General features: G+C 42.1%; 11 protein-coding genes. 6 read left to right on the top strand and 5 right to left on the bottom strand.

Annotated elements, in window-relative coordinates; translation table 11 throughout:
* Positions 1-1,299, bottom strand: a 1,299-nt coding sequence (locus tag U9O96_02285; GenBank protein MEA2053936.1) for a hypothetical protein, incomplete at its 3' end; no start/stop codon positions are given.
* Positions 1,300-1,386: 87 nt separating this feature from the next.
* Here U9O96_02285 and U9O96_02280 point away from each other — a divergent pair.
* Together U9O96_02280 and U9O96_02275 are read left to right on the top strand one after the other, a co-directional pair.
* Positions 1,387-2,334 (top strand): zinc metalloprotease HtpX, encoded by a 948-nt coding sequence (locus U9O96_02280; protein ID MEA2053935.1) that lies wholly within the window; start codon positions 1,387-1,389, stop codon positions 2,332-2,334.
* Entirely contained in the window at positions 2,331-2,768 is a 438-nt protein-coding gene (locus tag U9O96_02275) for a bifunctional nuclease family protein (GenBank protein ID MEA2053934.1), read from the top strand. Before U9O96_02280 ends, U9O96_02275 begins: the two co-directional genes overlap by 4 nt.
* Before the next feature lie 78 nt (positions 2,769-2,846).
* Here U9O96_02275 and U9O96_02270 read toward each other — a convergent pair whose 3' ends face one another.
* The gene (locus tag U9O96_02270) at positions 2,847-5,432 is read right to left on the bottom strand and encodes a C25 family cysteine peptidase (GenBank protein ID MEA2053933.1); all 2,586 of its coding nucleotides are present in this window, start codon (positions 5,430-5,432) and stop codon (positions 2,847-2,849) included.
* 117 nt (positions 5,433-5,549) lie between these two features.
* Positions 5,550-6,848, bottom strand: coding sequence for an asparagine--tRNA ligase (gene asnS / locus U9O96_02265; protein MEA2053932.1), 1,299 nt, complete (start codon positions 6,846-6,848; stop codon positions 5,550-5,552).
* Positions 6,849-7,145: 297 nt separating this feature from the next.
* On the opposite strand from asnS, the gene U9O96_02260 reads away from it, so the two are divergent.
* Genes U9O96_02260 through U9O96_02245 form a run of 4 tightly spaced genes read left to right on the top strand, consistent with a single transcriptional unit; the run spans position 7,146 to position 9,449 of the window.
* Entirely contained in the window at positions 7,146-7,379 is a 234-nt protein-coding gene (locus tag U9O96_02260) for an AbrB/MazE/SpoVT family DNA-binding domain-containing protein (GenBank protein MEA2053931.1), read from the top strand.
* The gene (locus U9O96_02255; GenBank protein ID MEA2053930.1) at positions 7,372-7,779 is read left to right on the top strand and encodes a type II toxin-antitoxin system VapC family toxin; all 408 of its coding nucleotides are present in this window, start codon (positions 7,372-7,374) and stop codon (positions 7,777-7,779) included. Before U9O96_02260 ends, U9O96_02255 begins: the two co-directional genes overlap by 8 nt.
* A gap of 45 nt (positions 7,780-7,824) precedes the next feature.
* Positions 7,825-8,331 (top strand): HD domain-containing protein, encoded by a 507-nt coding sequence (locus tag U9O96_02250; GenBank protein ID MEA2053929.1) that lies wholly within the window; start codon positions 7,825-7,827, stop codon positions 8,329-8,331.
* Positions 8,328-9,449, top strand: coding sequence for an aldolase/citrate lyase family protein (locus tag U9O96_02245; protein ID MEA2053928.1), 1,122 nt, complete (start codon positions 8,328-8,330; stop codon positions 9,447-9,449). The genes U9O96_02250 and U9O96_02245 overlap by 4 nt, the downstream gene beginning before the upstream one ends.
* A 6-nt stretch (positions 9,450-9,455) precedes the next feature.
* On the opposite strand, the gene thiC is transcribed toward U9O96_02245, so the two are convergent.
* Both thiC and rpiA read right to left on the bottom strand, forming a co-directional pair.
* Positions 9,456-10,733, bottom strand: coding sequence for a phosphomethylpyrimidine synthase ThiC (thiC, locus tag U9O96_02240; protein MEA2053927.1), 1,278 nt, complete (start codon positions 10,731-10,733; stop codon positions 9,456-9,458).
* A 14-nt stretch (positions 10,734-10,747) separates the two neighbouring features.
* Positions 10,748-11,401 (bottom strand): ribose-5-phosphate isomerase RpiA, encoded by a 654-nt coding sequence (gene rpiA, locus U9O96_02235; protein MEA2053926.1) that lies wholly within the window; start codon positions 11,399-11,401, stop codon positions 10,748-10,750.
* Between the last annotated feature and the right edge of the window lie 165 nt (positions 11,402-11,566).

Raw genomic sequence — 11,566 nt, 5'->3', positions numbered from 1 at the left:
GTTATCGATGCCCGCAAAACCATTCAAGCCAAGGGTATGGCCTAGCTCATGCATGAACACGCTTGCAAATGCCGTATAATAATCACTCCCCTGAAGATAAAATGACCATGTCCAGTTCCTCACATACTGCCCTCCGATAGTAAAGCTGTCGATATAGAAGGCCATTCCACCAGCGGGGCGACGGGAAAAATCTATCTGGCAGCAAATAATTGCGTAATGGAAAACCCCACGCTTCCAGTTATTCTGGTTCCAGTGCAAAAAGTATTTAGAGCGAGCACTAATCAATCCACCGTAAGACATGAGTCCATCATATGGGATCAAATTCCCACCATCGTTTAGGTTACCATCATCTATGTGAATGGTAATGTCGTGCCTCGCAAATGCATTGCATAGGAGATATTGTGACTCTTTCGGAAAGATATATGGTTTGCTCCACGAATATTTTCCTTCCATTCCGTCTACCTCCACAAAAATATCTTGGGCGAATGGGTCCGAAAGCCATTTGGATGTTTTCCATTCCTCCACATCTGTCAATCCATCCTCATCTGGATCCATATTGGCGTGATTATCCCAGACAAAAGGATCATATCCATACTTATCTTCCCATTCAATAGGAACACTGTCCCCATCAAAATCCTCTCCCGTATAATCTCTGGAAACGTTTAGGTCATAAATATTTACCTTTTCCCAATAAGTCAAATGATCCTCATCCCAGCCATCACCCGATTGATATATATCGAACCATATTTCGCAATCATTTTCGTTTTCGTTTCCATCCTCAAAGCCGGAGCAATGCCCGTAGCCATTCTCATCACCAAGATAATCATCACCTGTCCATCCTCCCCTCTTGACATCATAAGAAATATTTATAATTCTTCCAGCCAAGAAAGGGCTATTAGCTCTTGAAATATCGCAGGGTTTATCAAATAGCAGTTCTTTCTTCCATACCTGGATTTGGATATTTACCTTCTCTTCCGGATTATAAGAAATTTCTTTACTTGCTACAGGCTCTTCAATCCATATGTCTTTTCCTTTGTAAGATTGGGGTAACAATACAGAATCTTCACCATTGATATATATTTTAAAATAAATATTGGGCATATCTTCCTTTACCGTCATTGTCCTCACTCTCATGATGTCAATGACAACTGTTACATTATCCGGTTTATTAAACGATAATATATGGTGTTCCCAAAATTCAACAGATTTGCTATCTTCTTTTTCTATAAGCCATGTAGAGAAAGCTGCAGAAACTAAAAAACACAGAATAACCAAAACAGATAACGCTTTTTTTTCCATAGTTGCAGGTAAAAAGAAGGATGGAATAAATAATTAACGGTCATCCAATTAGAAAATTTTATTTATTGCGGGATGTATGTAAAAACCATGTCCACGCTGTGGCTACAAACACGCCTGGCGATTGCCATTGCAGCCATGTTTGCACTAATCTATGGTTTCATCACTCTCATTGCATATCTGCTGGGATTTGCATATCCTCTGCCGCTTGCCATAATTGCATTGCTCATAGTACTTGTCCAGTACTTAACAGGCCCAAAGATGGTTGAAATAAGCATGCGGGTCAGGTACATAAAGAGGGAAGATAATCCAAAACTATACGGCATGGTTGAACATTTGGCGTCAGAGGCAAAACTACCAATGCCAAAAGTCGGAATTTCGCAGATAAAAGTGCCAAATGCATTTGCGTTCGGCAGAAGCAGGAAAGACGGACGGGTTTGTGTAACTGCCGGACTTTTGGAAAGGTTAAACGAAGAGGAAATGGAGGCTGTCCTGGGGCATGAGATGTCCCATCTTCGCCATCGTGATATGGTTGTGATAACCACGCTTTCTGTAGTTCCCCTCATATGTTACATCGCTTTCTGGTCTTTTCTTTGGGGAAGAGGGAGAAGGAACGAGGGGGTGATTATTGCAATAATTGCATTTTTCCTCTATCTACTGACAAATCTGATAGTACTGTATGTAAGCAGAATAAGGGAGTATTATGCAGACTACGGAAGTGTGGAGCTTACAGGCAAGCCGTATGCACTCGCCTCCGCTCTGTACAGAATAACGCTTGATACAACGAGGGTAGATGCAAAAGAATTGAAAAAAGTTGAGGGGAGCAAGGCATTTCTTGCAACCGACCCATCAACAGCCAGAAGAGACATAATGGACCTGAGAGAGGCTGACCTTAACCTTGATGGGCATCTTGACATGTATGAAGTGGAAAAATTTGCAAGGAGCGCAAAAGTAAAAACCACCGATAAAATACTTGAAATAGTTTCTTCACATCCTAACGTGGTGGGCAGAATAAAAAAGCTGGTATCGATAAAATGAATGGCAAATTAATAAAAATGGAAATTTATCCAAGCTATTATAATGACGAGAATTTTTCAGAGATAATCTTGGTCGAGGAAAAATTGGCGCTCCCCATTTATGTAACCAGATGGCAGGCCGAAAGTATACTGAATGGAATACAGGGAAAAGTGCCCAGCAGACCGATGACGCATGACATTTTTATAAGGATAATAAATGCGATGGGCGGATCGATAAAAAAAGTCGTTATAGATGAACTTCATGGTGGTGTTTTCATGGCTAAACTTTATATAGAATACTACAAGGACAAAAAAGCCAGAGAGATAGTTATGGATGCACGTCCCAGCGATTGTATAGCCCTTGCTGCAAGGGAAGGCTGCAACATTTACGTATCTGAAGAAGTCCTCCAAGAAGCAGGAAAGAGTAGAGAGGAGCTTGGAATCAGGAGTTTTTAGACTGGAAAGAAGAAAGAGAGGGGTTTCCTCCTTGCCCTCTGAGTACGAAAGGTTTTAGCTCTTTATATTGTTTTCCTTTTATTTACGGTTTACCGGCTCATACGGATTGAAGGCAGGATCCCCGTACAGCACAAACTCATGGATTGCCACATACTTTTTATCCAGTACCTTTGCTCCTCCTGAGCATAGTTCATCGTTTAGAGGAGGGGTCCACAGGAATGTCGAGTTTGCATCCTTTGGAAGGTAAGCATTTTTTGCATTCCTCAAAGCCATGCCCGTTGTGCTGTCATTCAGTATCAAATCAAGAATGAAATCCTCGGCTATCAAACTGCCGAAATGTAAATCTGGATATTCCCCTTTAAGCAAGAGATTGAAAGTTGCATTAACATACCCTTTGAAACCAAATCCTTCAAAAACCAGTCCCGGCTCAAGATAGCCAGGGTCTGCAGTATATCTAGTAGAGGCGATGAATGCATTTACACCCGCATGGATAAAAGCCTGAGACAGTGTATTGTATGGTGATAGACCTTCCGTTTTGCCGACGAGGCAGCTCTCTATGAAAGTCATTGAGGGTCCGTAATCCATATTGACGATATGGCGAACATCGTATGTTCCCTTGCCTGACAAACCTGTTTTCAATCCCAAGCCAAACTGGTCTAGTTCAAGCATATCTCCCGCCTCGAAAAGATAATAGGAGCCGTGATTAAATGTAAATATATAATTGCTTTCCAGCTGGTACTTGCCGCCTTTAACAATTTTATCGCCGATCAACCCTGTCCTCTGGGCTTCGAGCCTGTATGCACTTTTTACATTGAACCCTCCTTTTTCCGTATCGTTGCATAGGCGCATGTTTATGAATTTGCTCTCTCCCGTCCAGAATTTTGTCGGCTCGTCCCTGACAGGGCCAAATCCAATGATGCTTTTCAGCTTATTCATCAAAGGCGTAATTAAAGGTATTTTCTGGAATTCTATGCCAGTGCCCGTCTGTATGGTCGCGTTGTCTTTCCATTCTCCCAGCTTTTGTATAATGTCATTGTAAAATATCGTCCTTGCAATCAAAGCGCTGCAGTCTTCAGCATCCCAGCCCGTCACCCTGCCGACAGCGTTTTCCTGAAATGGATAATATGAATAAGTATCGTTTTCTGTATCCTGCAAGTCAGGATCGATATCACCGTACATGAAATCTCCCGCTGCACCCTCGCCGCTAACAAAATCGCTATCCGGATTGTAGTAATAATAATGGGGAATCATCGTTGTGTCAGCCATTATGGCAATGTATGCCGGATTTTCGGCGTAATAATTTCTTAATGTCTCAGTATCTTCAGAAGATATATTTGCAATTTTGGAAAGCACGGAGTTCAATTCATCATGGATGTTCAGGACGTGCTCATTGGCAGCCACAACAAGTCTTGAATTCTTGACAGGACTTGCTATTCCGGGGCACGTCTCGCCGTCGACGGTCACATTGTCATTGGCAGCAAATGCAAACTCCGGTTTTGCGAATATTATGCCTTTATGGTAAGCAGCCAGATATGGCGACATTGATGACAGATTTTTCATGAGGGGATAAATTGACGTATCCAGCTTATCCACCTCCACATCCATGCTGTAATTTCCTTCTCTTTTCACGATCCACGTTCCCACAACCTCTGCTGTATACTTTCCGGGTTTGTTGTATATGCACACCTCATACTCCAGCTGGTCTTCTATTATATTTTTTCCATCGGTCACGGGAATGCCGGCAGCAGTGGATGTGTACTCAAACGTGGCGTTATCTGGATCAATTAAGTGCAGGAATATTCTGTCTCCCCATTTCTCCACATCCCCCGATGCATCATTTACCAGCTTTATTTTTATTCTGGCATACTTATAATCCTGTGGAATATTGAATGAATGGCTTGCGGAGTAATTAAAACCACTCAGAAGTATATTGAGACCGTGCAGAGTACTTCCAGAATTTACAGTCCCTTCAAAGCGATAGCTAACAGAATCAAGCACCTCCGGCTTTGTTACGTCGAGAGGATTTGCCATTGTTATATAACCGCCAAAATCATTGCCCAAAACGTTCAGTATCATATCATTTATTTCATCTATGCTTGCAAATCTCTCGGTTTCGCCATAGCCTGCAATGTTTCCGCAAACAAAAGTTGATTTCACACCAAGCTCTTTCAACGTGCTTTTTATGTTGTTCGTATCATCCGTTACAAAAACTGGAATGTTAAGATATGATGCGAGAGGAACCGCAACTATGCCCAAATTATAACCCTCACTATCCTGCTTTATAAGTAATGCCGCATCGCTTTTTTTCCATAGCTCTTTCGCAAACCTTATCGATGCACTTTCTGGGCTTTCATCAACTATGTACATTGCACTGCTCAGCCCGTACATGTCCTTGAATCTCTGTATGGACTTTGATGGCCTCATGAAATCCTGCACGAGCAATGGTGAAACATGTTGCACATTATCGCTATCGTAATAAATAGATGCGGGTGTTGCTATCATTGGATAGAAGTAATTTTCTTTTGAAACTATGACTGCCGTTTCATTCATTACCCTTTCAGAGCTTATCTCGCTCACATCTACGCTTTCATTCCCTCCGAATGCAAGAGGAAAAGTTATACACAAAATGCCCGCCAAAGCTATAGCCATTATTTTTTTAAGCATGCTGAACACCCATGACCTTAATAAAACCAGAGTGTATAATAATTTCGGATCTGCCGACAGAAGCCGAATATTTTTGCATACGTGGAGTAACGGCCAAATCACCAAAAATAGCATCCCCTATGGATATTTTCTGTTTATTGTTCTTGGAAACGGTATTGTATCTTTGATATTATCCAGTTTGCATATCCATGCCAGCAGTCGCTCGATTCCCAATCCATATCCTGAATGGGACACAGAGCCATATCTTCTGAGGTCAAGATACCATTCATAATTGCGGGCGTCTTCCCCCTGTTTCTCGAGGGATTCTATTAACTCATTGATATCCGTGGAACGCTGGCTGCCCCCCACTATTTCCCCATATCCTTCCAGAGCCAGCATGTCAAAGCAAAGGGCTTCATCTGGATGCTGTGGATCCCTTGGCTTATAGAAAGCCATGGCTTCTTTTGGATAATGGGTAATGACAACAGGGGTTTCAAAATGCTTCATAAGCTCTTGCTCTTCAATTGTACGCAAATCTTTTCCAAACGGCACATTCATTCCGTGTTCGTTCAATATAGCTAAAGCTTCCCTATATTTTATCGTCGGCCAAGGCTTTGCTATTATGCTCCTTAATGTGTCTGGATTCCTTCCCAAAAATGAGAGGTTTTCTCCATGCTCTTCTATAATTTTCTTTATAATGAATTTGACTTCTTCTTTTGCAAATTCTGTTACTTTTTCAAGATCGAACCATGCCACCTCCATTTCGGCCATCCAGAACTCGCTCAAATGCCTACTCGTCTTCGATCTCTCCGCTCTAAATGTGGGGGCAACATCATATACCTTCTCCAAAGCAAAAATAGCCGCCTCTGCATAAAGCTGCCAGGACTGGGAGAGATATGTTTTGCCTCCGTAAAAATTTACTTCAAAAAGGGTTGAACCACCCTCGCATTGGCTGGGCTGGAGTATGGGCGGATGAAACTCGTAAAAGCCATGGCTTCTGAAGAATTCATGGATGGCACCCACAAGTGTACTTCTGATTTTCATCACCGTCGTCAATTTTCTGCTTCTAATCCAGAGATGGCGGTTGTCGAGCAGGAACTCGGTGCTCTGGTCCTTGGTTATGGGAAAATCCTCCGCAAACTGAATGACGTGGAATGAAGTCGCATGAATTTCTTTTCCTCCAGGTGCTCTTTTGTCTTCATGAATTTTTCCTTCTATCTCAACGGAGGATTCTACAAGAGCTTTCTGGGCAGCCTGGAAGTCTTCTTCTGGTAATTTTTCCTTTTCGGCGATAACCTGGATCGTCCCATTTGAATCCCTTAGCGTAACAAAAGCGAGCTTTCCGCTGCTGCGTGTCCTATAAATCCACCCTCTGATTTTTACATTCTGGCCTTCGCTTTTTTCCAGCGCCTCTGAAATTTTTTGATAGACCTGCATTGAAAGGAAAATGCGTTCGTGCATAAAGATTTTTTGTTGGGCAAAAGGGTAATCCCCAATAAATTTGTTGAAGATTTGAGTAGTAGGAGGTAATCACCTCCTGGCAGAAGAACATGCTAGGAGGGAAATTCTATACTGGCAATTGAAAAAATGACGGAAATCAAGCGTTGCCAACGGTTTTGTAAAAGAGTAGGTTTGATTACTACAGACGGTAATCCAAACTACTTGGGGTCAGTCTAGAAGTTCATCAAGAATCCTAATAAGAAAATTTAAGTATACGGTATACCGTATACTTACATGGAAGAAACAAGAGTTACCGAAAAATTTCAAGTTACCATACCCAAAAAAGTGAGGGAAAAAATGGGCATCGTGCCAGGGGAAATCATGATTGTAGAATCATTGGAAGAGAATGAGGTAAGATTAAAAAGGTTTAAAGTAGTGAAAGATCCCGTAAAAATTCTGATAGGTAAAAGACGTTTCGACAAACACATATCTGTTAAAGAACTGGAAGAAAAGATGGAAAGTGAGTAAGTTGTTTTATATCGATAGCAACATTTTCTTCTATGCAAAAACCATGGACAGGCGGTATGGCAAATCTTGTGCAAAAATTGTTAGAAATCCTGCAAAAGGCGAAATAGATGGAATGGCATCGACTTTGATGCTGCTCGAAGTTGCGAATGCGTTGAGGAAATATGGGTTAGTTGGAGAAGTGAAGGATGAAATAGATGCAATTTACTCCTTGCCGATGAAGATAGTTCCATTAAATGATACCATCATAAGATGGGCAGGCGGAATTTACGATGAAGTCAAAATAAGCCCCTATGACTGTGTCCATGCAGCAACTATGAAAAAGTTTGGAGTGAAAGAAATAATCTCTGTAAATAAAGATTTTGATAAAGTTCCAAATATTAAAAGAATAAAGCCGATATAGGCCACATGGGTTACCTTTTAATATTTTTATGGCATTCTACGGACTATGAATGGATTTGAAGAGATATTCCCATTGATCCAGGAGATAAAGGATGAAGAAATGAAAAAAAAGGTTGTCGAATGCTGGAAAGTGGCCATGAGAAGAGGAGGATGGAAAAATCTTGATGACGTACCTTTTACGCTTTTATTACCTGATGCAGGATGTCTTGTTGACCATGTGAACAGAGTTGCAGGGATGGCATATGCCGTGGGAAAGAAAAGGGGAGATGTGGATATGGATTTGCTTATTACAGGAGCTGTATTGCACGATGTCGGAAAACTTCTGGAATATGAAAGAGTTGACGGGGGTACAAGAAAATCTTATCTGGGCAAAATTTTGCGGCATCCTGTCAGTGGAGCAGCTCTTGCGGCCGAGGTGGGGCTGAATGATAAAGTGGTGAGTATCATTGCATCCCATTCCAAGGAGGGAAATTTTGTGGAGAGAATACCCGAAGGAATTATCGTCCACCACTGTGATTTTATTGATTTTGAAATAGCCGGAGGGAAAAAATGAAAATTAGAAAGAAAGGAATTTCTGGAACGGAAAACAAAAGGGATTGCACCGTAACGGTTCTTGAGGGAGAGGGCATCGAAATAAAGGGAAAAGACAAGAATATGTTCGGAGAGCACATTGAATCGTTAATTAAGAAAAGGTTAGACGAACTCGATGTGAAGGCGCAGGTAAAAGTGGAAGAGAACGGCTCGCTGGATTATGTTATAATGGCAAGGCTGGAGGCAGCACTCCAAAAAGCATGCGGGGAGGACTTACATGATGTTGTCATAAAGAGGGAGGATATGCACGTTGGGCCACGAAGAAGCAGGATGTATATCCCCGGCAACAATCCGAGGATGATCAACAGTGCAGGCGTTTACGGCTGCGACTGCCTTATACTTGATCTTGAGGATTCTGTTGCAGTGGGGCAGAAAGAGGATGCCCGCTACCTGGTAAAAAATGCCCTTAAATATGTCGACTTCGAAAACTCCGAGCTCTGGGTGAGAGTGAATAAGGAGACGGCAAAAGACGATATTTCTGTTATAAAGTATGGCTCACCGCATGGAATTTGCCTGCCAAAAGTTAAAGGAAAAGAGGACGTTGTGATACTCGATAACATCCTTGAGGAGGAAGGACTGGATGCAAAAATAATGCCGATAGTGGAAACGGCAAAAGGGGTGGAGAACATTTCTGAAATTGCAGGTGCAGGCGATAATGTTGTCGCTATTGCATTTGGAGCGGAGGATTTCACGAGTGATATGGGTGGAAAGAGAACATGGGATTCATTGTTTTATGCGAGATGCAGGATTGTTACGTCTGCAAGGGCACACGGTGTGCAGGCTTTAGATACTATCTATCCAGATGTCGAAAATATGATGGGGCTGAAAGAGGAAACGATGAAAATAGTGGAGATGGGGTTCGACGGAAAAGGCGTAATACACCCTAACCAGATAAAAATAATCCACGAATGTTTCATGCCTAGCGATGAAGAAGTTGAGAAGGCAAAGAAAATAATAGAGGCTGTTGAAGAAGCCCATGCCAGAGGACTTGGAACTGCATCCTTAAACGGCAGGATGATTGATTTGCCCGTTGAGAAAAGGGCGAGGAGAATACTGGAAAGAGCACAGCTTAGACCGTAAGGCGGGCTATTCTTTTAGATATTTTTCCACTATCTCGATGGCACAAAATCTTCCGCACATTGAGCATGTTCTCGGGTCTTCTGTAGGTTTTCTTCTTTTCCTGTACTCTTTTGCCTTCTTCGGGTCTATGCATGATTGGAACATCTTCTTCCAGTCCAGTTCATGTCTTGCTTTGGAAAATTCTGCATCAATATCATAATCTATTCCTTTTGCGATATCTGCTGCATGGGCTGCTATTCTGCTTGCTATCACACCGTCTCTCACATCGTCCACGTCAGGAAGCGATAGATGCTCCGCCGGAGTAACATAACAAAGAAAATCAGCACCATGATAGCCTGCTATGGCCCCCCCGATTCCCCCAACGATATGGTCATAGCCCGGGGCTATATCTGTTACCAGCGGACCGAGAACAAAATATGGAGCCTCTCCAGTAACTCTCTTCATTACTTTTATATTCGGCTCTATATCCTGAAGGGGCATGTGGCCAGGTCCCTCGACCATGCTCTGCACGCCTGCATTTCTCGCTCTTTCCACCAGCTCCCCGATTATAAGAAGCTCCTGGAATTTCGCTCTGTCATTTGAGTCGTAGAGGCCGCCAGAACGCATTCCATCCCCAAGGCTCAATGTTAGGTCATATTCTTTTGCTATTTCCAGCAGATAGTCAAATTCTTTATAGAGCGGATTTTCTTCTTCATTATGCAGAATCCATGCCATATGGAATGCCCCTCCCCTGGAAACCATAGGGATGAGACGGTGTTGCCTCTTCAACCTTTCAACGCTTTCCTTTGTGACTCCGACATGGGCAACTGCAAAATCCACTCCCTGTTCTGCCTGATTTTTAAACGAATTAAACATGTCATCAGAAGTCATTTCCACAATGGCTTTTTTCTTTTCTATTGCATTTACTCCTGCTTGGTATATTGGAACAGTACCAAAAGGAATATCAATTGTTTTAAGCAGTTTTTTTCTTATCTCGTCGAGATTCCCGCCGGTGGAAAGATCCATTATTGCATGCGAGCCCGCCTCCATTGCCACTTTTGCCTTCTTTATTTCTTCTTCAATATTGCAGTATTCCCTGGAAGTGCCTATGTTGGCATTAACTTTTACGCGCAGCCCCTTTCCTATGCCTATCGGCTTCGGGGAATGAATTGGGTTATATGGTATGACAATTTTTCCTTCAGCAACTCTCCTTCTTATCGTTTCAGCTTCAATTCTTTCTACCTTGGCAATTTCTTTTATCTCGTCGGTGATTATGCCTTTCTGTGCTTCCTGTATTATAGTCATTGCTGTGAGTAAATTTATTGCCTTCTAATACTTTTCGCTCCATCGGCCGTGCCCACAATGATTTCTGTTGCCAGATCTATAAAAAGACCGTTTTCCACAACGCCTGGAACGTTGTTCAACAGTTTTTCCATCTCTCCAACATTTTCAATATTTTTGTATTTGCAGTCAAGTATGTAATTTCCATTATCCGTTACGAAATCGCCTCTCAATTCAGGCATGAAGCCCAGCTTTTTAATCTTAGGCACAACGCTTTTCCATCCGAACTTGACAACCTCGACAGGCAGGGGAAAAGAAAAGGATTCCACAATCTTTGACTCATCCACGATTATTATCTCTTTTTTTGAGCAGCTTGCCACCATTTTCTCCCTCAGCAGAGCTCCCCCTCCCCCTTTTATCAGGTTTAAATTTTCATCGACCTGATCAGCTCCATCAATAGTAATGTCTATCTCATGCTCATTAAGAGTGGAAAGGGTTATACCTTCATTTCTTGCCAATTTTTCCGTTTCCAAAGATGTCGGAATGCCGATTATTTTCACACCTTTCTTCACCATTTCTCCTATCTTTTTTATCGCATATTTTACCGTAGAGCCTGTTCCCAGCCCGACCACCATGCCATCTTCAACATATCTTACTACATGGCAGGCAGCCATTTTTTTCAATTTTTCCATGAATGTAAAAGAAAATTTTTATAAAAAGATTTAGAGTGGGTAGATACAGATTAGGCTTCATCATATAAAAGGCTAACCATTTTTGAGATACCTCGTAGCTCAAAAAATTTCGTAAAAAATAAGAGAATCCCATCCTAATTTGATGAACCCATGGGATGGGATGAA

The sequence above is a fragment of the Candidatus Thermoplasmatota archaeon genome (genome assembly GCA_034660695.1).
GTDB lineage: Archaea > Thermoplasmatota > E2 > UBA202 > DSCA01 > JAYEJS01.
The sequence above is the reverse complement of the archived record's forward strand: the minus strand, read 5'-3'. Positions and strand labels throughout refer to the sequence as shown.